Here is a 20,733-nt window from a genome sequence, read left to right as displayed (position 1 = left end):
ATATCGCCCCTCTCCCTTAGGGCTGCGCCGGTTACATCACCGCGCCGATTTGCCAGGGGACGAATTCAACGCCCCCAAAGCCAAGTTCCTCACTTTTGGTTTTCTCGCCGGATGCGACCCGGATCAGAATTTCAAACAGTTCTTCGCCCTTGGCTTCGATGCTGACCCCTTCGGTGACGATGTCCCCGCAATTCAGGTCCATATCGTCCGCCATCCGTGCGTACATTTCGGAGTTGGTCGCCAGCTTCACGCAGGGCGTTGGCTGATAGCCAGACACCGAGCCACGCCCGGTGGTAAACACGATCAGGTTCGCGCCCGAGGCCACCTGCCCCGTAACAGAGCACGGGTCAAATCCGGGACTGTCCATGAAGACAAAGCCTTTTTTGTCGATCATCTCACCGAATTTGTAGACATCCCGCATTGGAGCGGTACCGCCCTTGGCTACAGCTCCCAGCGATTTCTCCAGAATGGTCGTCAGTCCACCGCGCTTGTTTCCTGGGCTGGGATTGTTGTCCATCTCGCCGCCGTTGCGGGCAGTGTACTCTTCCCACCAGTGGATGCGCTCGATCAGTTTCCGGCCTACTTCGGGCGTCTCGGCGCGACGGGTCAACAGATGTTCGGCCCCATAAACTTCTGAGGTTTCCGACAGGATCGTCGTGCCGCCGTGACGTACCAATAAATCTGACGCATATCCCAGTGCCGGATTGGCGGTGATCCCGGAATAACCATCCGAACCGCCGCATTGCATTCCGACCGTGATCGCGCTGATTGGCGCGGGCTGCCGAACGGCTTGATTGGCCAGCTCCGCAATACCACGCAGCTCGTCCAGGCCACGCTCAATGGTCCGGCGGGTGCCTCCTTCGTTCTGGATGGTCATGTACCGCAACGCGCCGTCCTGCCGGATCGGGCGGCCGCCCACCAGATCTGCGACCTGCATAACCTCGCATCCCAACCCGATCAGCAAAATGCCAGCAAAGTTCGGATGCTGTGCATAGCCAGCCAACGTGCGAAACAGCGTCGCATAGCCTTCGTCCTTGCCTGACATGCCACAGCCGGTGCCGTGCACGATCGGGACCACTCCGTCCACATTAGAATAGTTGTCCAAGAGACCCGTTTTCTCAGCCGCTTCGGCAATAAAGCGTGCGACCGAACCCGAGCAGTTCACAGTTGTCAGAATGCCAATATAGTTGCGGGTTCCAACCTTCCCGTCGGCGCGGTGAAAGCCCTGGAACGTGCGGTTTTCATCCAGTGGTGCCAAAGGCGCGTTCGCGCTGGCATGGGCATAATCCTGTTGATGTGCCCCCATCCCAAGATTGTTCACATGAACATGATCACCGATACTGATGTGACTTTTCGCCTGACCGATGATTTGACCGTAGCGAATAACATTCTCTCCGGCCGCAATCGCACTGATGGCAATCTTGTGCCCGCGATTGACGGGTCCGGTCAGGGGTGAATTCAGGCCAACAGGCTGCTCTCCGGCCTCCAAATCGCGCAACGCGATCACAACATTATCATCTGGACTCAGCTTGACCGTGTCATGAGTCGTCGCCCCAGAGGCCTTATTTTGTTGGTCTGCGTGCATTTTGTCCCCGCTTGCCTGCCCCGATTGCTAAAGTGCGATCACGCTATTGTCAACTAACATGTTAGTATGATAGATCAATCATATGACCAAGCCACATGACATCGACGCGCAGCTGTTGCGCGATATTGCGTCGGATGATGGCTCGCTGGCACAGCGGGTGTATCAGGCGATTAAACAGGCCATTCTATCGCTGGACTTTCCGCCCGGAGCGACCCTTAGGAAAGCGCCAATCTGTGAGCGGCTGGGTGTGTCGCGCGCACCTGTGACCGAGGCAATCGCCCGGTTGGCTGCCGAAGGGCTGGTGGATGTCGTGCCGCAATCCGGAACCCGCGTCTCGTATTTCTCGATGCCGGAAATCCGCGAAGGCATGTTCCTGCGCGAGGCACTAGAGCTGGCGACCGTTGCCAAGGTGGCGCGCGATCTGACTGAAGATCAACGCAAAAAGCTCAGTCGGAACATGCGCCTGCAGGAGTTGCTGATCGAGGATGATGATATCCCCGGCTTTTATCAGGCCGACGAGGAGTTCCATGCACTGCTGATGCAATTCACTGGCTTCAAACGTTTGGGCGATGTGGCGCAAACCGTATCGCTGCAAGTCAGCCGCGCCCGCATGCTGTTGCTGCCAACACCGGGACGCATTGCGGAGACTCTGGAAGAGCACCGCGCCATTCACAGCACGATTCTGGATCGCGACGAACAGGCGGCACAGGCGGCCATGCGGCGTCATCTGGGGCAACTTATGCCGCGGATCGAAGTTCTGCTTCAGGAACAACCGCATCTTTTCAACTTAACCACTCAGCCAGCACGGGAAGCAGGATGACCGTTTCGCAAACCGAACTTTTGAATCATCGAACCAAAAGGCCTGTACCGTTGACCCGTATGGGGTTCGGTGGCGCGCCTTTAGGCAATCTCTATCGTAAAGTATCGGACGAAGACGCGCAGGCGGCTTTGCAAACAGCTTATGATGCGGGCATCAGGTTTTTTGACACTGCGCCACAATATGGGCTTGGCCGATCCGAGCACCGGTTTGGCGAGGCCATCGCGCGTTTTGGGCGCAATAATATCCAGCTTTCGACCAAGATCGGGCGCCTGCTGCTGGATTGTGAACCGCACGAGGTTACGCCCGAGGCTTTTGTAGACGTACCGCAAAAACGTATCGTGTTCGACTACACATATGACGGCGTAATGCGATCCTATGAGGCCAGCCGGGAAAGGTTGGGTGTCACTAGGGCCGATATCCTGCTGGTGCACGATGTCTGTGTCTTCAGCCAGGGCAGTCAGGAAATGTCAGACGCCAAAGTACGCGAGTTGTTCGATGGCGGCGGCTTCAAGGCACTGACCGAGCTGCGCGACGCTGGTGAAGTCGCCGCAATCGGTGCTGGCGTGAATGAATGGCAGGTCTGTCAGAAACTGTTGGGGCTGGGCGATTTCGACGGCTTCTTGCTGGCTGGACGATACACGCTGTTGGAACAAGAGGCATTGGACAGTTTCCTGCCACTGTGTGAAAAACGGGACGTGGGGATCATTCTGGGTGGACCGTACAACTCGGGCATCTTGGCCACCGGGGCGGTGCCGGGTGCCAAGTATAACTACACCGACGCGCCCGAGGAAATTTTGGACCGGGTGCGCAATATCGAAGCAGTTTGTGCTGAGCATGACACTCCATTGATTGCGGCCGCGCTGCAGTTCGTCCTAGGCCATCCCAGCGTTAAAACCGTGGTCCCCGGGGCGGTAAGTGCAGCCGAGGTTCAGGCCAATGTCGCCCTGCTGAACCGCGATATTCCGGCAAGTCTTTGGTCTGATCTGCGGTCCGAGGGCCTGATCCGCCCAGACGCGCCTTTGCCCGCTGAGGCCGCCAATGCTGCGTAACATCGATCCCCTCTTGTCGCCCGAACTGCTCCATGCGCTGCGCGCCATGGGGCACGGGGATGAGATCGTCATTGCGGATGCCAATTTCCCTGGCTCAAGCAGCGGCCCGGCGTGTATCCGTGCGGACGGCTCCACGGCCAGTGAAATTCTGCAGGCGGTGCTGTCTGTCATGCCGCTGGACACATTCGCGCCTGACCCGGCCTTGACCATGCAGGTGGTTGGTGACCCGAACAAACTGCCCGAAGCCGTGGTCGATTTTCAGAACATCATCAATGCAACGGCGGACAGTCCCGCCCAGATTCAGGGACTGGAACGGTTCGCCTTCTATGGCCGCGCAGCGAACGCCTTTGCCATCGTTCAGACAGGTGAGCGCAGACTGTACGGCAACATCATTCTCAAAAAGGGCGTCATCGGATGAGGATCGACGCACATCAGCATTTTTGGGCTTTGGAGCGGGGTGACTATGGCTGGCTGACGCCAGAACTTGACGTGATTTACCGCGACTTCACGCCGGAAGATCTGGCGCCAATTATCAAGGCCGCAGCGATTGACGGTACGGTTTTGGTACAGGCCGCACCAACGGTGGCAGAGACGGAATATATGCTGTCTCTGGCCGATCAGACTCCGTTCATCAAAGGAGTTGTTGGCTGGGTCGATTTCGAATCCACAGATGCGCCAGCACAGATTGAAGCCTTGTCCGCGCACACGGCTTTGGTTGGGCTCAGGCCGATGATTCAAGACATTCCTGATCCGAAATGGATGATGGGGGACGCTCTGACACCGGCATTTGAGGCGGTGCAACGCCATGATCTGACTTTTGACGCTCTGACGTTGCCAGAACATCTCGCTCCGTTGCGCGAGCTTCTGGCGCATCACCCGCAGATGCGCGTTGTGATCGATCACGGATCAAAACCGCTGATCCGGGACCAAGTGATTTCAGGTTGGGCAGAAGACATGGCAGCACTAGCGCGCGACACCGACGCATGGTGCAAGCTGTCCGGGCTGGTCACTGAAGCCACTTCGGACTGGACCATCGATGACCTGCGCCCCTATGTCGACCACCTGCTCGACACGTTTGGCCCCTCTCGTTTGATCTGGGGCAGCGACTGGCCCGTCTGCACATTGGCCAGCAGTTATCAACGCTGGCTGGACGCCACCGACGAACTGCTCAGCACGCTAACCGAAACAGAACGCAACGCAGTGCTGGGGGCCAATGCCGCCCGGGCCTATAATCTTAGGGATTAGAATGACATTTCCGAAATTGGATAGCAGCGGCCTGTGGCTTGGGCGCGTAGAGCGTGAGGGCATTGGCCCGTGCGTCGTGACCCTTCGCGATGGGCACCTGACTGATATCACTTCCAAAGAGGCCCCAACGGTACGCGATATCCTCGAACGTGAGGATTCCGCTGATTTCACGCGTTCAGCACCGGGTGAGGCGCTGGGTCCATTGGGAGCTGATCACCACTGGCTGGCCCCATGCGACTTGCAGGCCGTGAAGGCCTGCGGTGTTACATTCGCAGGCTCCATGGTCGAGCGGGTGATCGAAGAGCAGGCAGCCGGCGATCCTGCAAAGGCCGACGCGATCCGCACTCGGATCGGTGCTCGCATCGGTGACAGCCTGACCAATATCGTGCCGGGGTCGGACGCGGCCACACAAGTCAAAGAAGCACTAATCGCCGAAGGACTGTGGAGCCAATACCTGGAGGTCGGGATCGGACCGGATGCCGAGGTGTTTTCCAAGGCACAGGTGCTGTCCTCGGTAGGGTTTGGCGCGGATGTCGGGCTGCACCCGATCTCAACCTGGAACAACCCCGAACCCGAGGTCGTTCTGGCCGTCACCTCACAGGGTGAAATCAAGGGCGCTACGCTGGGCAATGACGTCAATCTGCGCGACGTCGAAGGGCGCTCAGCCCTGTTGCTGAGCAAGGCCAAAGACAACAACGCCTCGTGCGCGATCGGGCCGATGATCCGCCTGTTTGATGACTGTTTCACGCTGGATGACGTGCGCGCCGCTGAACTGACGTTGACCGTGGCCGGGCCCGACGGATTTGAGATGCAAGGCCATTCCTCAATGGCGCAAATCAGCCGTGATCCGGCCGATCTTGTGGCCCAGACCATCGGGCGGCATCACCAATATCCGGACGGTTTGATGCTGTTTCTGGGAACCCTCTTTGCACCGACCCAGGATCGCGATACTCCGGGGGGTGGGTTCACTCATAAACTGGGTGATATCGTCACGATTTCAAACGATAAACTGGGCGCGCTGACCAACACGGTTCGCCTGTCGACCGAGTGCCCGGAATGGAAATTCGGGGCATCCCACCTGATGCGAAACCTCGCCCGGCGCGGGCTGATTTAAGGAAGAATTGAATATGTTGACCGGAAAACACCTGATCGCTGGCGAATGGGTCGGGACCGAGGCCACGTTTGCGTCGGACCCTGCACATGGACCAAGCCACGACTTCTCCGTCGGGACATCCGCGCACGTGGATACAGCCGTTCAGGCCGCAGAAGAGGCTTTTGCCACATTCGGATGGTCCACGCGGGCCGACCGGGCCGCACTACTGCGGAAAATTGCGGATGAGATAGACGCCCGCGGCGATGCGATCACTGAAATCGGGTGCCAGGAAACCGGCCTGCCGGAGGCGCGGCTGCAAGGTGAGCGTGGCCGGACTGTTGGTCAACTACGCCTGTTCGCGGACCACATCGAAGCTGGTGCGTATCTGGACCATCGCCACGACCCCGCCCTGCCGGACCGCGCGCCCCTGCCCCGCCCTGATCTGCAGATGATCCAGCGTCCGTTGGGCCCGGTCGCAGTGTTTGGAGCGTCGAACTTCCCACTGGCGTTTTCAGTTGCTGGCGGAGACACAGCGGCGGCATTGGCAGCGGGCTGCCCCGTGGTCGTCAAAGGCCACCCGGCGCATCCCGGCACAGGAGAGATCGTGGCGCAGGCGATTGATGCCGCCATCAAGGCGACGGGCAATCCTGCGGGTACTTTCTCGTTGATCCAAAGTGACGGGATCGGGGTCGGAACGGCTTTGGCCCAGCATCCATTGATCCGGGCGGTCGGGTTCACCGGGTCTTTGCGCGCAGGTCGCGCATTGTTCGACATCTGCGCACAACGCTCCGAGCCCATTCCGTTCTTTGGCGAGCTGGGCTCGGTCAACCCGATGTTCGTTCTACCCGAAGCCGCTTCGGCGCGCGGAGCCGAGATCGGCTCCGGTTGGGCCGGATCGCTGACCATGGGCGCGGGCCAGTTCTGCACCAATCCCGGTATCGCGATTATTGTGGATGGGCCGGATGCAGATGCTTTGCAGGCAGCAGCGCAATCCGCATTGGCAGAGACGGCCGAACAGACGATGCTGACCAGCGGTATCGCGGACGCGTACCGCAAGGGCGTGGCACAATTCGCCGAAGGTTCCGGGGTTACACAAATCGTAAGCAAAGATAGTGCACCCCGCAGCGCAGCGCCCAACCTGTTTGTCGTATCGGGCGACAATTGGCTGGCCGATAACCGACTGCATGAAGAGGTCTTTGGACCCACCGGCATCATCGTGCGTGCCCGGGATGTCGATCAGATGACCGACATCGCCCGCGCAGTCGAAGGACAACTGACTTGTACCCTGCACATGGACGCCGACGACGCGGGCATTGCACGCAAACTGGTGCCTTTGCTGGAGCGCAAGGCAGGACGGCTTCTGGCCAACGGCTTCCCCACCGGTGTCGAGGTCTGTGACAGCATGGTGCATGGCGGCCCCTACCCTGCCTCGACCAATTTCGGCGCAACCTCGGTGGGGACACTGTCGATCCGCCGATTCTTGCGGCCAGTTTGTTATCAGAACCTGCCGACCGACCTTCTGCCTGAGCAAGTGTGAGAGACGCGATGACGAGTTCCTCAAACCGCCTGTCCGGCAAAACAGCCCTGATCACTGCCGCGGGTCAGGGGATCGGGCGTGCCTCAGCCGAGCTTTTTGCGGCCGAGGGCGCTCAAGTCATTGCCTGCGAAATCAACGACGCTTCGCTGGCCGAACTTTCACAGCTTTCCGGTGTTCAAACCCTGAAACTGGACGTCACTGACACGCGTGCGGTTCAGGCCGCGACGGCGAACCTGCCGCCACTGGACGCACTATTCAACTGCGCGGGCTATGTGGCAGGTGGATCTATACTGGAGTGCGAAGAAAAAGACTGGGACTTCAGCTTCGATCTGAACGTCAAAGCCATGTACCGGCTGATCCGCCTGACCCTGCCTGCGATGCTGGAAAACGGCGGTGGGTCCATCATCAACATGTCGTCGGTTGCGTCGTCTCTGAAAGGCGTGCCGAACCGTTTCGCCTATTGTGCCTCCAAAGCGGCGGTGATCGGCTTGACCAAATCGGTGGCTGCAGACTTCGTCACGCAGGGCATTCGGTGCAATGCGATTTGCCCTGGTACAGTCGACAGCCCCAGCCTGCATGATCGGCTTCGCGCCACCGGAGATTACGAGCAAGCCATGACGGACTTCATCGCCCGTCAGCCAATGGGCCGGATCGGAACAGCCGAAGAAGTGGCCGAACTCGCGCTCTATCTGGCAAGCGACGCCAGCAACTATACCACGGGTCAGCCCTTTGCCATCGATGGCGGCTGGACCATCTGAGTTGAAAAGGAACAGGAAATGAAACTCTTACGCTATGGACCGGTTGGCGCGGAAAAGCCCGGTGCGCTGGATGACGACGGAAATATTCGCGATCTGTCTGGCGTTGTTGGCGATATTTCGGGCGATGTGCTGGGCAACGAGGGTCTGGCGCGCCTGCGCGGGCTTGACCTTACCGGGCTGCCGGTTGTCGAAGGCGACCCGCGCATCGGTGCCTGTGTTGGGCAGGTCGGCAAGTTCATCTGTATCGGTCTGAACTATGCTGACCATGCTGCCGAAAGCGGTATGGAACTGCCTGCTGAACCGGTGATCTTTTTCAAGGCGACATCTGCCATCGTCGGCCCCAACGATGCCGTCGAAATCCCGCGCGGTTCGGTCAAGACTGATTGGGAAGTCGAACTGGGCGTGGTGATCGGCAAAGAGGCTAAATATGTTTCCGAGGCCGAGGCGCTGGACCACGTAGCCGGTTATTGCGTGGTCAATGACCTGTCTGAACGTGACTTTCAGCTGCACCGCTCAGGCCAGTGGGTCAAAGGTAAATCCGCCGACACGTTCGGCCCGATTGGTCCCTGGCTGGTTACGCGGGACGAAGTTACCGACCCGCAGAACCTGTCGATGTATCTTGAGGTCAATGGCCACCGCTATCAGGACGGATCGACCAACACGATGCATTTCGGAGTGGCGACTGTCGTCTCGCACCTATCGCAATTCATGTCGCTGCAACCGGGTGATGTGATCTCGACCGGGACCCCTCCAGGCGTCGGCATGGGGCAGAACCCACAGACCTATCTGAAACCGGGCGACAAGATGGAGCTGGGCATCGAAGGGCTGGGCGTGCAGCGTCAGAATGTTGTGCAGGGCTGACCTGTTGACCTGAGCGAAAAAAGGCCCCGGCCAGATGGGCCGGGGTCTTACTGTTTTTGCTGTCAGGCGATCAGCCCGGCCAGGGCAGCGAATAGGTCTTGACGTTAGTGAAAAACTTCATCGCTTCGATGACGCCTTCCTTGACGCCGTTTCCACTGTCCTTGATGCCGCCGAAGGGAGACATTTCGATCCGATATCCCGGCTGCTCCCAGATGTTGCAGGTGCCGACGTCCAGACCGTTGATATAGGCAATCGCGCGGTTCAGATCGTTGGTGCAGACACCCGAGGACAGGCCGAACTCGGTGCCGTTGGAAATCGCCATGACTTCGGCGTCATTGTCCGGCACGCGCACGATGGGCACGATGGGGCCAAAGGTTTCCTCCATCACCAGCTCGCTGTTATGAGGCACTTTGTCGACAACGATGGGCGGTAGCAACGCGCCCTGACGACCGGGATGATAGAGGATTTCTGCCCCTTCTTCCTCGGCCATGTAGACGCGTTTTTCGAACAGCTCGGCGGCCTCGGCATGGATCACGCAACCCAGCTCGGTATCAGGGTCCTGCGGATCGCCGAATTTGATCTTCTTGGCCTTCTCCAGCACCAGCGGCACAAATTTTTCGGCCACGCTTTCCTGCACCAGAATGCGTTTGATCGCGGTGCAGCGCTGGCCCGAGTTACCGGTGGCACCGGCTACGGCGATGGTTGCTGCCTTCTCAAGATCGGCGTCGCTCAGGTCGTTCAGAACTATCAGAGGGTCATTGCCGCCCAGCTCCAACGCCTGACGTTTGTAACCCGCTTTCGAGGCGATCATTTTGCCCACCGGCACACCACCGGTGAAGGTGATGATGTCGATGTTTTCATTTGTGATCATCTCTTCGCCGATATCCTTCGGCCAGCCAGTGACCACCTGAAACATCTCGGGCGGCAAACCGGCCTCATAGAGAATATCGGCCAGTGTCAGCGCAGTTAGCGGTGTCAGCTCGGTAGGTTTGCAGACCATGCAGTTATTGGTCGCAATTGATGGCGCGATCTTGTGGCTGACCATGTTCAGCGGGTGGTTGAACGGAGTGATCGCGCTGATGGCCTTGACCGGCTCACGCTTGGTGAAAATCTTCCGTTCCTTGCCGTTGTGGGTCAGGTCGCACGAGAAGATCTCGCCATCGTCTTTCAGCGCCTCGGCGGCGGCAAACTGATAGACGTCCTGCGCGCGCTTGGTCTCGTAGATCGCATGCTGGTAACAAATGCCCAATTCCAGCGTCAACCACTTGGCCAGATACTCACGCTTTTCACCGATCAGTTCCCCTGCGCGTTGCAAAATTTGGCTGCGCTCGTACCGGGTAAGTTTTGGCGTGTAGTTTGCCGCAATCTCAAACGCTTTGCGCGCGTGCTCAGCGGTGCCCGCAGGGACATAGCCAACCACTTCGTTTGTGTAGGGATAGCGCACGGGAACAGTGGCCTCGGTGAAGACAACCTCTCCACCAATGCGCATCCCCTCGTTGCGGATGTCGGATGTGTTCATGTTCCCGTCCATTTACTGAGCCGCCGCTGTGGTGGCGTAGAAGAAGGCGTCAAAGTTACGCAATTCGGGCGCGTTGCCCAGGTCGATGACGCGGTTGACGATGAAGGGGACTTCCTGCTCGGTCAGGCCACCATGGCTGCGCAGCGGTTCCTTCAGCGCGGCCAGATCGTGACGGTCGGCCGAGGTGCCGATGGTCATGGTCTCGCCAGAGATCATGACGATGTCGCCAATCCGGTCGGCGGGCAGTTCAAAGCGGCGGATCGCCTCTTCCTTGTCAACCACCAGGATCATGTCCTCAATTGCGTCCAGCTTGGCCATGATGTCGGCCTTGTCGGCACCTTCTGGCAGGTAAGCTGTGGCAAAAGAACCCAGTGCGCCGTGGTGTACCACGTAAGGGTCGGTGATCGGCAGGATGACGCGGGCGGCATCTTTGCCCAGCCATTCGTCCATCAAGTCTTGCGCATAGATCACGTTGGGCTCGCCCGCTGCGTTGTGCTTAGGCTTCATGCCGTGGTCGGCAGTGATGACGATGGCCGCGCCCAGTTCGTCCAGCTGCGCCAAATATTTGTCGAACATCGCATAGAAATCCAACGCGCCCTGCTGTTCAGGGCCGAACTTGTGCTGGATGTAGTCAGTGGTCGACAGATACATGATGTCCGGCTTGAATTCCTTCAGCAGCTTGACGCCTGCGGCGAAAACAAACTCGGACAGTTCAGCCGAATAGACCTCGGGGACTTCCATGCCCAGCCATTCGCTGGCGTTGTCGATGCCATGCTCGGCCTTGGTGGTCTCACCTGAACGCTCGGACGAAAAGGCAACGGCGCGGTCTTCGTCAAACTTCAGGCCTGCACCCAGCAGTGCGCGCAGCTTGTCCTTAGCAGTGACCATGGCGACGCGATAGCCCGCGTCGTAGAATTGCGAGAAGATGGTCGGCGCACGCAGGAAACGCACGTCGTTCATCATCACTTCTTCTCCGCTGTCCGGGTCGATCAAGTAGTTGCCGCAGATGCCATGCACGATGGGCGGACGGCCGGTTGCGATGCTGAGGTTGTTGGGGTTGGTGAAGGACGGGATCACCGAATGCGCCAGACGGTCGGTTCCGGTTTCACGAATACGCTTCAGCGTTGGCATCAGGCCCTTGGCGATGGCGACTTCCAGGTATTCCGGCTCGCACCCGTCCAAACAGATGGCGATGGCGGGAACTTTGGGCTGCGGGTAGACCCGCTCGTTGGCTGTGATCGGGGTGTGCAGGGTCATCTCTAGGTCCTTGGTGATGGCGCGTTCATGCGTCAAAGTTGGGTTCGTTCACGCCACTTTCGGACGTGAGGATTGCATGGCTTTCTCGGCAGCGAGAAAGGCGTCTTTTGTTCCGGCAAAATTTCGGCCACGCTCTCCGGCGAAGGCGTCATTGATGATCTTCATGCGCTGCTCCTCGGAAATGCCGTAGTCGGCGAACCGTGTTGCAACGCCCAGCCCGGACAGGAATGCGTTCAGCATGTCAGCCCCCGCGGCAAGATCGGGTCCGAAGATCTCGTGCAGTGCGTCTTGACGGAAACCGCCAAGGCCATCCACCGATTGCAGGATCACCGGCAGGGTGAAAGAGCACGCGATGCCATGCTGCACCCCCCACCCCAGCGTGATCGGATAGGACAGGTTATGCGCAATGGCCGTCTTGGTGTTCGAGAATGCCAGACCAGCGCTCAGCGACGCTTCGGCCATGCGGGTGCGCAATTGCAGATTTCCCATGTCGCTCAGCAATGCAGGCAGTGTGTCCATAACCTGCCGGGCGGCGCCAACCGCGTGGCGGGCCGAGATTGGATTGGCGTTGATGTTCCAGATGCTCTCAAGCGCATGAGACAGTGTGTCCAGCCCGGTGGCCAATGTCAGCCCATAGGGTTTGTTGACCATCAGCGAGGGATCGATCACCGCCGTTTCGGGGTAAAGATTGGCTCGCGCCAGCGAGAATTTCTTACCAGTCTCCTCCTGCCAGACGGTGGCCCAACAGGTGACTTCACTCCCGGTACCGGCCGTTGTGGGAATGGCGATGATCGGTGTGCCGGCCAGTTCGTCGGCCCCAGTCTTCGTCTCCAAAAACCGGGCGACCTTGCCAAAATCCCCAGCGGCGGCGGCAAACACCTTGGCCGAGTCGATCACCGACCCCCCGCCCAGGGCGACAATAACATCCAGATCGCCGAAGCGGGCGCATTGTTCCTGCAGCAGGCGATAGTCAGGGTTGGGTGCGATATCATCGATGACCAGTGTTGCGGGTCCGGCCAGTTCCGCCAGTTTCCTCGTCAGCGCCTTAAACGGTGCATCAGGATAGGTCACCAACGCATACCGGCGACCGGCAATCAACTGCGGCACTTGTTTGAATGTCCCGGTGCCGAACAGTGTTTTGACCGGGTTGGAATATGTCCACATCGGGGGCCTCGTACCAAATCAGAGGATTCGCCTTGTTGAGCGCAATCTGCGGCAAATACCACCATCGGTCCAATAGATTGTTTTGATCCTTCTTATCGATTGACTCTATAGCAAAGCAACCTTCTAATTTCTCTGGCTATCCTTCTAAAACCAGCTTGGGGAAAGGATGTGAGACAGGCATGAAAGCCTTTAGATCGCGCCGCTGAAGCCGACGCGCCATATGATTGTAATCGTGGTGTGTAAGGGACTTGGAAATCGCTCACTCATTTTGTATTTTGGATACAAGATTTCTGCACCCGAGACCGACCGAATGCCCAGAACCCGCGCGATCCCCCGACAAAGTCTGCCCGAAGTCATTACCAACGATCTGCGCGAGCGGATTTTGAGCGGTGAAATGGCAGAGGGTGAGACAATCCGACAGGAAGCTCTGGCCGAGGATTATGACGTTTCGCGTATGCCGATCCGCGAGGCGCTGAAGCGGCTGGATGCCGAAGGTCTGGTTCAGCTGACCAACAACCGCGGTGCATCAGTCACCAAACATTCGTTGTCGGAAATCGGAGAGATTTTTGATCTGCGCGTGTTGTTGGAAGTGGACCTGTTCCAGCGTGCCATCCCACAGATGACCACGACTGAGTTCACCGAATGCGACCGCATTCTGGATGAAATGGAAAAGTCCTACGACGCCTATGATGTGGGCCGCTGGGGCAGCCTCAACAATGAATACCACATGGCGCTTTACGCTGCTGCGGGCCGCGGGCTAAGCAATGAAATCCTGCAGCGGGTCAATGTTCAATCTGACAGGTACGTCCGGATGCACCTGAGTGTTATGGAACAGCGAGAACCGGCCAAGAAAGACCATCGAGAACTATTGTCACTGGCCCGCGACGGCCGGGTCGAGGATGCCTGCGCCCTGTTGACCCGGCATATTCAGCGGACCAAGGATCAGTTGCTGGAAATGGTCATTGCCACGCGCAACGGCGAGTAAACCCGATCAATCCAGCGGATGCAGACAAGCCGCCTGATGGGTCTCACCGCTCAACTCGGGCGGCGCAACGCGGCATTCTTCGGTCGCCAGCCAGCAGCGTTGCGCAAAGGCACAGCCCTGAGGGATGTTCATCGGAGAAGGCAGCTCACCTTCCAGCTTGATACGCTCTTTCCGCGCCTCTGGGTCGGCGCGCGGGGTCGTGGACAGAAGCGCCTTGGAATAGGGGTGCCGCGGGGCTGCGAACAACAGCTCTTTCGGAGCCTTTTCGACCGCGCGGCCCAGATACATGACGATCACATCATCGGCGAAGTGTTTCACCACTGACAGGTCGTGCGAGATGAACAAATAAGCTAAGTTCAAGCGCTCCTGCAGCTCGACCAGAAGGTTCAGAATCTGCGACTGGATCGAGACATCCAGCGCCGACACCGGCTCGTCCAGAACCAGCACCTTAGGATTCAGCATCAGGGCGCGCGCAATGGCAATCCGCTGGCGCTGCCCGCCCGAGAACATGTGCGGATAGCGGTCGTAATGTTCGGGGCGAAGGCCCACGAGGTCGATCATCTCTCGCGCCCGCGCCTCACAATCAGCGGCGGACATGTCGGGGCGGTTGATGATCAGCGGTTCCTGCAGAATCTGCCCGATCCTCTGGCGCGGGTTGAGCGAACCGTAAGGGTCTTGAAACACGATCTGGACCGTCTCGCGCATCTGCGCCCACTTCGACGGGGTGATATCCACGCCATCGATGGTCAGGTTGCCCGAGGTTGGTTCCTCGATCATCGTAACCACACGCGCCAGCGTCGATTTTCCGCAGCCGGATTCTCCGACGATGGCCAGTGTTTTGCCAGGTTGCAGGTCGAAATCGACGCCGGACAGGGCCTTGACCGTTGCCGGTTTCGACAGCAACCCGCCTTTGACGATATAATGCCGCGCCAAGGCGTTGGCCTGAACAATAGGTGCGGTCATGCCATTTCTCCGGCAGTTATCTTTTCAACATAGTGGCAACGCGCCTTGCCATATTCCGCGCTATGCGGCGTTGGCGGCAAAGACCGGCAAAGATCGTCTGCATACTGGCATCTGGGGCTGAACAGGCACCCCTTGGGTCGATCAAACTGGCCAGGCACCACGCCGGGAATGGTGGGTAGCATCTTGGATGTTGCCCTCTCTGGCAACGCGCTCAGCAGAGCCGACGTGTAGGGGTGGCGTGGGGTACGAAACAAGTCTTTGACCCGCTGTTCCTCTACCTTTTGGCCAGCATACTGCACTTGAACCCGCTCGGCCGTTTCAGCGACGACACCCATGTCGTGAGTGATCAGCACCAGGCCCATGCCTTGCTCGTCGCGCAACCGCAACAGCAGATCCAGGATCTGCGCTTGGATGGTGACGTCCAGTGCCGTTGTCGGCTCATCCGCGATCAACAGCTTGGGATTGCAGGCAATCGCCATGGCGATCATCACCCGCTGGTTCATCCCGCCCGACATCTGGTGCGGAAAGGTGTTCAGACGGCTTTCCGGGGCTGGAATGCCAACCTGATCGAACAGCTCGATCGCCCGCTGGTGACGCTCCTTGCGGTTCAGACCCAGATGGATGCGCAGCGCCTCTTTGATCTGAAATCCGACCGTGAAACACGGGTTCAGCGACGACATCGGCTCCTGAAAGATCATGGCGATGTCTTTGCCGATGATCTTGCGGCGGTCACGGGCTGAGATTTTGGTCAGGTCGATCCCTTCGAAACTCAGCTGGTCTGCGGTGATTGTCGCTGTCCAGGGCAGCAGACCCATCAACGCCAGCATCGACACGGACTTGCCCGAACCGCTTTCGCCGACGATGGCCATCAACTCGCCCTTGTCGACTGACAGGTCGACCCCATCCACCGCGCGGAATTTGCCCGAAGCGGTGGCGAATTCGACGGTGAGATTTCGGATATCCAACAAGCTCATATCGTCAGCTCCGCTTCAGTTTCGGGTCCAACGCGTCGCGCAGACCGTCGCCCATCAGATTAATGGCGAGCACTGTGATCAGGATAGCAAGGCCGGGGAATGTCACCACCCACCATGCGCGCAGAATGAACTCGCGCGCTTCGGCCAGCATGGTGCCCCACTCCGGCGTGGGCGGCTGTGCGCCCATGCCCAGAAAGCCAAGTGCCGCAGCGTCCAGAATAGCGGTCGAAAACGACAGCGCTGCCTGCACGATGATCGGAGCCAGACAGTTGGGCAGCACAGTCTTGAACATCAACCGCGCTTTGCCAGCACCGGCCACGCGGGCTGAAGTTACGTAGTCCTTTTGCCGCTCGGACAGCACCGAGGCACGTGTCAGGCGCACGTAATGCGGTTGGAAAACGATTGCGATGGCGATCATCGCATTGGTCAACGACGGGCCAAGGATCGCGACCAGAACCAGTGCCAGCAGCAGTGACGGGAAGGACAGGATGATATCCATCACCCGCATGATCAGCGTATCGACCCATTTGGGTGCAAAACCGGACAACAGTCCGATGATCACACCGCCCGTCACGGCCACACAGACCACGACGATACCGACAAAGAAGGAATAGCGCGATCCCATGATCAGCCGCGACAGCATATCCCGGCCCAGCGGATCGGTACCCAGCGGGAAGGCCCAGCTGCCACCCTCTTGCCATGCGGGCGGCTGGAGGATGTGATTGCGGAACTGCTCGGTCGGGTCATAAGGCGCCAGTAGCGGCGCGAAAGCGGCACAGAAGACAAAAGCCGTGAATACCCACAACCCAAATACGGCACCGCGGTTTTCGCTAAAGTAATACCAGAACTCGCGCAGGGCGCTTGGGCGGTCTTCGGTTTTGGGCGCGTTTGCAGACAGTTCAGCCATCACCGCCTCCGGATTTTGGGATTGATGATGCCATAGAGAACATCGACCAGCAGGTTCACCAGCATCACGATCACAGCGATCATCAGCAGGCCACCCTGCACCACCGGGTAGTCACGGCGGAAAATACTGTCGACCATCCACTTGCCGATACCCGGCCAGCTAAAGATCGTTTCAGTCAGGATTGCGCCAGCCAGCAGGGTGCCGACCGACAGGCCAATCACGGTAATGACCGGGATCAACGCATTGCGCAGCGCGTGCAACCCGTTGATCCGAGAAGGTGACAGGCCTTTGGCACGGGCAGTGCGAATGTAGTCTTCGCCCAGCACCTCCAACATGGCCGAGCGTGTCTGGCGCGCAATCACCGCCAGAGGGATTGTGCCTAGAACGATGGTTGGCAGGATCAAGTGACGAACGGCGGAACCAAATGCACCCGACTGCCCCGACAGTAGACTGTCGATCAGCATAAAGCCGGTGACGCTTGGGAAATAATACAGCAGATCGATCCGGCCCGAGACCGGGGTCCAGCCCAAATTGCCCGAGAACACGATGATCAGCAGCAATGCCCACCAGAAGATCGGCATTGAATATCCGACCAGCGCAGAAGACATCAACGCCCGGTCAAAGAACTTGCCCCTATTGACCGCAGCAATCACGCCCGCAGGCAGCCCGAGCGCCACCGCAAAGATCATTGCACAAAGTGACAACTCTAAAGTGGCGGGAAACAGGGCGAAAAACTCATCCCAGACCGGTTTCTTGGTGACGAAACTTTCACCCAGATCACCATGCATCACGCCAACGAGGTAGTCCCAATATTGCTGCAGGACCGGTTTGTCGAAGCCCAGCTTCTCGACCATCTCCTGATAGCGCTCCTCGGTCATGCCGCGTTCGCCAGCCATGACGATGATGGGATCGCCCGGCAGAACCCGGATGAACATAAAGGAAATCAGCGTCACGCCGAGAAAGGTCGGGATGAACATACCCAGACGGGTTAGAAAATAGCCAAACATCAGCGACCTATGATTGTGAGATCTTTGGGAAAGCTGGTCAGCGACCGGCAACCGTTTTCGGTCACCAATACGTCATCTTCGATGCGAACGCCGAAATTGTCCAGTTCATAAAGGCCCGGTTCGTTGGTCCAGACCATACCGGGCAGGATTTTCTGGTCATTTCCACGCATGATATACGGTGCCTCATGCACGTCGCGACCCAGCCCGTGGCCCGTCTTGGTACGGATGCGGTCGGCATAGGGTGAGGCCTCAAGCACGCTGATCACTGCGTCATCGATATCATGTGCTGTGACGCCAGGGCTGCAGGCTTCGAACCCAGCAAGGTTGGCGCGCAGAACGGTGTCATAGACGTCCCTGCCCTCGTCCGAGACCTCTTCGACAAAGAAGGTGCGGGTGATGTCGGCGGCAAATCCATGTTTGCGGGCCCCGAAGTCGAACAGCAACGCGTCGCCCGGTTTGATCTTGTAGTCCGCGCGCGCCTTACCGTGAGGCCGCGCAGAATTATCGCCCGCCGCAACGATCGGTGCAAAGGCCAGCGAGGCCGCGCCTTCGGCGAACAGGGCTTGAACCAGAGCCTGCTCAATCTGTACTTCGGTCTGGCCCACGCGCACATCTGCGATCACGCGGGCCAAAGCACGTTCCGAGATATCAATCGCCGTCTGCATGGCGGCAACGTCTTCTTCGGTTTTGCAAATCCGAAGACCGGAGATCTCACGCTCGGCATCGACAATGCGCAAATCTGGCAACGCGTTGGTGAAAGCCTTCGACACGAAAACCCGCATCACCTGTCCTTCGACAGCCAGTGATGTCAGCGGCATGTGATCGGCCAACGCGGCAAACGCATCATCATACCCGCTCTGATCGAACCAGTCGAAAACAGCGCCTTCGAACCCAACAAGTTCCCATGATCCCAGCTCAAGATTGGGTACAACCGCTGCAGGGGTGCCTTCGGCCGGTATCACGACCACAAAGGGCCGTTCGTGGCTCATGAAGGGTTTTCCCAAAGCGCGGGTAAAATTCGGGCCGGGCACAAGCGCCACGGCATCTACTGACATGTCCTTTGCCAGTTGACGGTACTCGGACAAATCCGGCATCGAGGCCGACCTCCCATAAAGAAAACCGGAGCCGCCAATGGCGGCTCCGGTCAGTATGTTGTGATTTACTCGACGCTTACGCCATAGAAGATATGGCCGCCCAGCGGGTGCACCTTGTAGCCCTGCACTTCATTGCGCATCGGCATGAAAACAACCGAGTGTGCGATGGTCGCCCAAGGCGCCTGCTCTTTGAAGATCACCTGAGCGTCTTCGTACAGCTTGGTGCGCTCGGCCTGATCGGTGGTCTGCTTGGCTTGCAGGATCAGGTCTTCGAACGGCTGGTGGCACCATTGTGCACGGTTCGACGCTTCGCGTCCGTCACAACCCAGCAGTACAGCCAGGAAGTTGTCTGGATCACCGTTGTCACCGGTCCAGCCCAACAGAACAGCACCGTCACGGTTCAGCTCTTTCGAGCGCGACAGGTACTCGCCCCACTCATAGGACACGATTTCAACATCCACACCAACCTTGGCGAAGTCCGCCTGGATCAGTTCGGCCATGCGGCGCGCGTTCGGGTTGTACGGACGCTGAACCGGCATCGCCCAGATCTTCATCGACAGGTCGGAAACGCCTTCGGCTTCCAGCATCGCCTTGGCCGCTTCGGGATCATATGCGTCGTCGGTGATGGCGTCGTTATAGCCCCACATGGTCGGCGGGATCGGGTTCTTGGCGACCTGACCCGAGCCCTGGAACACCACGTCGATGATGGCGTTCTTGTCGATTGCCATGTTCAGCGCCTTACGGACGTTCGGGTTGTCGAACGGCTCCATGGTGGTGTTGTAGGCAAGGTAGCCGACGTTCAGGCCTTCTTGCTCCATCATGTTGATGTCGCCGTCATCCTTCATCGCCTGAATATCGGCGGGGTTCGGATAGGGCATGATGTGGCATTCGCCGGCCTTAAGCTTTTGATAGCGAACCGATGCGTCCGGTGTGATCGCAAAGATCAGGTTCTCAACCGCCGCCGGGTCCTTCCAGTAGTCGGCATTCTGCGCATAACGGATTACCGCGTCTTTCTGGTAGGCCACGAATGAGAACGGGCCAGTGCCGATCGGTGCGGTGTTCAGCTTTTCAGGCGTGCCCGCTTCCATCATTGCATCGGCGTATTCAGCCGACAGGATCGAGGCAAAGTCCATCGCCATGTTGGCAACAAACGGCGCTTCGGGTTTGGTCAGGGTGAATTTCACCGTGTAGTCATCGACCTTCTCGATGGACTCAACCAGATCGGGCATGCCCATGCCTTGGAAGTATTCCCACGTACCGCCGGAAACCTGGTTATAGGGGTGGCCTTCGTCCTTCTGACGCATGAACGAGAAGATCACGTCATCGGCGTTGAAATCGCGGGTCGGGGTGAATTCGTCGTTCGAGTGGAACTTGACGCCCTGACGCAGTTTGAAAGTGTACTCCAGACCGTCATCGCTGGCCTCAACGCTTTCGGCCAGACCGGGAATGACGTTGGTCGTGCCGGTTTCGAACTCAAGCAGGCGGTTGTAGATCGGGTGAGAAGAGGCATCAAAAGTTGTGCCAGCAGTGAACAGCGCCGGGTCGAACCCTTCGGGCGAGCCTTCAGAGCAATAGACAAGCGTATTCGCTTGTGCTGCGACAGCCGACAGAGCGATCGCAGCAGTTGCGGCCATTAATTTCAGTTTCATGTGGGTCTCCCAGAAATGAATTTTTTCAGACATTCGCGTTGCTCTTTTTTTGGCCAGAGCTTTTTTGACGACTCGTCTCATCGCGACATCTCTGGCCAATGTATCCAAAATACAAAATCCATTGTCAACTGACTTGCGCAGGTGGTTGCGGTCAGTTGGCAAGCAGACTGGATACACCAACACGTTCGGCCTTTTGAACTATGCGGGCAAGAAGAATTTACAGCGATCCGACCGGGCCGAGATGCTGAAAAAAGGACATATTGGAC

General features: G+C 58.5%; 19 protein-coding genes. 9 read left to right on the top strand and 10 right to left on the bottom strand.

The annotated features are described in order from the left end of the window. Positions 1 to 31: 31 nt before the first annotated feature. On the bottom strand, positions 32 to 1,585 hold the full coding sequence (locus tag ACXAGD_RS19315; RefSeq protein ID WP_475213012.1) for a UxaA family hydrolase: 1,554 nt from the start codon (positions 1,583 to 1,585) through the stop codon (positions 32 to 34). Positions 1,586 to 1,667: 82 nt separating this feature from the next. On the opposite strand from ACXAGD_RS19315, the gene ACXAGD_RS19310 reads away from it, so the two are divergent. Genes ACXAGD_RS19310 through ACXAGD_RS19275 form a run of 8 tightly spaced genes read left to right on the top strand, consistent with a single transcriptional unit; the run spans position 1,668 to position 8,948 of the window. Further along, on the top strand, positions 1,668 to 2,405 hold the full coding sequence (locus ACXAGD_RS19310) for a GntR family transcriptional regulator (RefSeq protein ID WP_475213010.1): 738 nt from the start codon (positions 1,668 to 1,670) through the stop codon (positions 2,403 to 2,405). Further along, a complete protein-coding gene (locus ACXAGD_RS19305) occupies positions 2,402 to 3,454 on the top strand; it encodes an aldo/keto reductase (protein WP_475213008.1) in 1,053 nt (350 codons plus the stop codon). The genes ACXAGD_RS19310 and ACXAGD_RS19305 overlap by 4 nt, the downstream gene beginning before the upstream one ends. After that, positions 3,444 to 3,872 carry an RbsD/FucU family protein gene (locus ACXAGD_RS19300; protein WP_475213006.1) on the top strand — a complete coding sequence of 143 codons (429 nt, stop codon included), beginning with the start codon at positions 3,444 to 3,446 and terminating at the stop codon, positions 3,870 to 3,872. Before ACXAGD_RS19305 ends, ACXAGD_RS19300 begins: the two co-directional genes overlap by 11 nt. Continuing rightward, positions 3,869 to 4,699, top strand: coding sequence for an amidohydrolase family protein (locus ACXAGD_RS19295; RefSeq protein ID WP_475213004.1), 831 nt, complete (start codon positions 3,869 to 3,871; stop codon positions 4,697 to 4,699). The genes ACXAGD_RS19300 and ACXAGD_RS19295 overlap by 4 nt, the downstream gene beginning before the upstream one ends. Before the next feature lies 1 nt (position 4,700). Then, positions 4,701 to 5,813: a fumarylacetoacetate hydrolase family protein gene (locus tag ACXAGD_RS19290; RefSeq protein WP_475213002.1), complete on the top strand. Its 1,113-nt coding sequence runs from the start codon at positions 4,701 to 4,703 to the stop codon at positions 5,811 to 5,813. Between the two features lie 13 nt (positions 5,814 to 5,826). Continuing rightward, a complete protein-coding gene (locus ACXAGD_RS19285; RefSeq protein ID WP_475213000.1) occupies positions 5,827 to 7,329 on the top strand; it encodes an aldehyde dehydrogenase (NADP(+)) in 1,503 nt (500 codons plus the stop codon). Positions 7,330 to 7,337: 8 nt separating this feature from the next. After that, positions 7,338 to 8,087: an SDR family oxidoreductase gene (locus ACXAGD_RS19280; RefSeq protein WP_475212998.1), complete on the top strand. Its 750-nt coding sequence runs from the start codon at positions 7,338 to 7,340 to the stop codon at positions 8,085 to 8,087. A gap of 18 nt (positions 8,088 to 8,105) precedes the next feature. Next, positions 8,106 to 8,948, top strand: a complete 843-nt coding sequence (locus ACXAGD_RS19275; protein ID WP_475212996.1) for a fumarylacetoacetate hydrolase family protein — start codon at positions 8,106 to 8,108, stop codon at positions 8,946 to 8,948. A gap of 70 nt (positions 8,949 to 9,018) precedes the next feature. Here the strand turns inward: ACXAGD_RS19275 and phnY are convergent, their stop codons facing one another. Genes phnY through psrA form a run of 3 tightly spaced genes read right to left on the bottom strand, consistent with a single transcriptional unit; the run spans position 9,019 to position 12,888 of the window. Then, complete coding sequence (phnY, locus tag ACXAGD_RS19270; protein WP_475212995.1) at positions 9,019 to 10,467, bottom strand: phosphonoacetaldehyde dehydrogenase; 1,449 nt, start codon at positions 10,465 to 10,467, stop codon at positions 9,019 to 9,021. Positions 10,468 to 10,479: 12 nt separating this feature from the next. After that, positions 10,480 to 11,760 (bottom strand): phosphonoacetate hydrolase, encoded by a 1,281-nt coding sequence (gene phnA, locus ACXAGD_RS19265; protein ID WP_475212994.1) that lies wholly within the window; start codon positions 11,758 to 11,760, stop codon positions 10,480 to 10,482. A 12-nt stretch (positions 11,761 to 11,772) separates the two neighbouring features. After that, positions 11,773 to 12,888, bottom strand: a complete 1,116-nt coding sequence (psrA, locus tag ACXAGD_RS19260; protein ID WP_475212992.1) for an iron-containing alcohol dehydrogenase PsrA — start codon at positions 12,886 to 12,888, stop codon at positions 11,773 to 11,775. A gap of 310 nt (positions 12,889 to 13,198) precedes the next feature. Between psrA and ACXAGD_RS19255 the strand changes: the two genes are divergently transcribed. Then, the gene (locus tag ACXAGD_RS19255) at positions 13,199 to 13,873 is read left to right on the top strand and encodes a GntR family transcriptional regulator (RefSeq protein WP_475212991.1); all 675 of its coding nucleotides are present in this window, start codon (positions 13,199 to 13,201) and stop codon (positions 13,871 to 13,873) included. Between the two features lie 6 nt (positions 13,874 to 13,879). Here the strand turns inward: ACXAGD_RS19255 and ACXAGD_RS19250 are convergent, their stop codons facing one another. From ACXAGD_RS19250 to ACXAGD_RS19225, 6 genes are all read right to left on the bottom strand, one after another. After that, positions 13,880 to 14,836, bottom strand: coding sequence for an ABC transporter ATP-binding protein (locus ACXAGD_RS19250; RefSeq protein WP_475212990.1), 957 nt, complete (start codon positions 14,834 to 14,836; stop codon positions 13,880 to 13,882). Next, the gene (locus tag ACXAGD_RS19245) at positions 14,833 to 15,810 is read right to left on the bottom strand and encodes an ABC transporter ATP-binding protein (protein WP_475212988.1); all 978 of its coding nucleotides are present in this window, start codon (positions 15,808 to 15,810) and stop codon (positions 14,833 to 14,835) included. The genes ACXAGD_RS19250 and ACXAGD_RS19245 overlap by 4 nt, the downstream gene beginning before the upstream one ends. Before the next feature lie 4 nt (positions 15,811 to 15,814). Then, positions 15,815 to 16,717, bottom strand: a complete 903-nt coding sequence (locus ACXAGD_RS19240) for an ABC transporter permease subunit (protein WP_475212987.1) — start codon at positions 16,715 to 16,717, stop codon at positions 15,815 to 15,817. After that, positions 16,717 to 17,724 (bottom strand): ABC transporter permease subunit, encoded by a 1,008-nt coding sequence (locus ACXAGD_RS19235; RefSeq protein WP_475212985.1) that lies wholly within the window; start codon positions 17,722 to 17,724, stop codon positions 16,717 to 16,719. The genes ACXAGD_RS19240 and ACXAGD_RS19235 overlap by 1 nt, the downstream gene beginning before the upstream one ends. Further along, positions 17,724 to 18,818, bottom strand: a complete 1,095-nt coding sequence (locus ACXAGD_RS19230; RefSeq protein ID WP_475212984.1) for a M24 family metallopeptidase — start codon at positions 18,816 to 18,818, stop codon at positions 17,724 to 17,726. Before ACXAGD_RS19230 ends, ACXAGD_RS19235 begins: the two co-directional genes overlap by 1 nt. 65 nt (positions 18,819 to 18,883) lie before the next feature. Continuing rightward, entirely contained in the window at positions 18,884 to 20,467 is a 1,584-nt protein-coding gene (locus ACXAGD_RS19225) for an ABC transporter substrate-binding protein (RefSeq protein ID WP_475212983.1), read from the bottom strand. Positions 20,468 to 20,733: the final 266 nt, after the last annotated feature.

The sequence above is a fragment of the Ruegeria sp. ABF4_144 genome (assembly GCF_056160045.1).
This window is presented reverse-complemented; position numbering and strand designations above follow the sequence as displayed.

Excerpts from the sequence above, each read along its gene's own strand:
- ACXAGD_RS19305 (WP_475213008.1), top strand. The coding sequence starts at position 2,402 with ATGACCGTTTCGCAAACCGAACTTTTGAATCATCGAACCAAAAGGCCT.
- ACXAGD_RS19225 (WP_475212983.1), bottom strand. The coding sequence starts at position 20,467 with ATGAAACTGAAATTAATGGCCGCAACTGCTGCGATCGCTCTGTCGGCT.
- ACXAGD_RS19230 (WP_475212984.1), bottom strand. The coding sequence starts at position 18,818 with ATGCCGGATTTGTCCGAGTACCGTCAACTGGCAAAGGACATGTCAGTA.
- ACXAGD_RS19295 (WP_475213004.1), top strand. The coding sequence starts at position 3,869 with ATGAGGATCGACGCACATCAGCATTTTTGGGCTTTGGAGCGGGGTGAC.
- ACXAGD_RS19235 (WP_475212985.1), bottom strand. The coding sequence starts at position 17,724 with ATGTTTGGCTATTTTCTAACCCGTCTGGGTATGTTCATCCCGACCTTT.
- ACXAGD_RS19290 (WP_475213002.1), top strand. The coding sequence starts at position 4,701 with ATGACATTTCCGAAATTGGATAGCAGCGGCCTGTGGCTTGGGCGCGTA.
- ACXAGD_RS19275 (WP_475212996.1), top strand. The coding sequence starts at position 8,106 with ATGAAACTCTTACGCTATGGACCGGTTGGCGCGGAAAAGCCCGGTGCG.
- ACXAGD_RS19255 (WP_475212991.1), top strand. The coding sequence starts at position 13,199 with ATGCCCAGAACCCGCGCGATCCCCCGACAAAGTCTGCCCGAAGTCATT.
- ACXAGD_RS19300 (WP_475213006.1), top strand. The coding sequence starts at position 3,444 with ATGCTGCGTAACATCGATCCCCTCTTGTCGCCCGAACTGCTCCATGCG.
- ACXAGD_RS19285 (WP_475213000.1), top strand. The coding sequence starts at position 5,827 with ATGTTGACCGGAAAACACCTGATCGCTGGCGAATGGGTCGGGACCGAG.
- ACXAGD_RS19250 (WP_475212990.1), bottom strand. The coding sequence starts at position 14,836 with ATGACCGCACCTATTGTTCAGGCCAACGCCTTGGCGCGGCATTATATC.
- ACXAGD_RS19240 (WP_475212987.1), bottom strand. The coding sequence starts at position 16,717 with ATGGCTGAACTGTCTGCAAACGCGCCCAAAACCGAAGACCGCCCAAGC.
- ACXAGD_RS19245 (WP_475212988.1), bottom strand. The coding sequence starts at position 15,810 with ATGAGCTTGTTGGATATCCGAAATCTCACCGTCGAATTCGCCACCGCT.
- phnY (WP_475212995.1), bottom strand. The coding sequence starts at position 10,467 with ATGAACACATCCGACATCCGCAACGAGGGGATGCGCATTGGTGGAGAG.
- ACXAGD_RS19280 (WP_475212998.1), top strand. The coding sequence starts at position 7,338 with ATGACGAGTTCCTCAAACCGCCTGTCCGGCAAAACAGCCCTGATCACT.
- ACXAGD_RS19315 (WP_475213012.1), bottom strand. The coding sequence starts at position 1,585 with ATGCACGCAGACCAACAAAATAAGGCCTCTGGGGCGACGACTCATGAC.
- ACXAGD_RS19310 (WP_475213010.1), top strand. The coding sequence starts at position 1,668 with ATGACCAAGCCACATGACATCGACGCGCAGCTGTTGCGCGATATTGCG.
- psrA (WP_475212992.1), bottom strand. The coding sequence starts at position 12,888 with ATGTGGACATATTCCAACCCGGTCAAAACACTGTTCGGCACCGGGACA.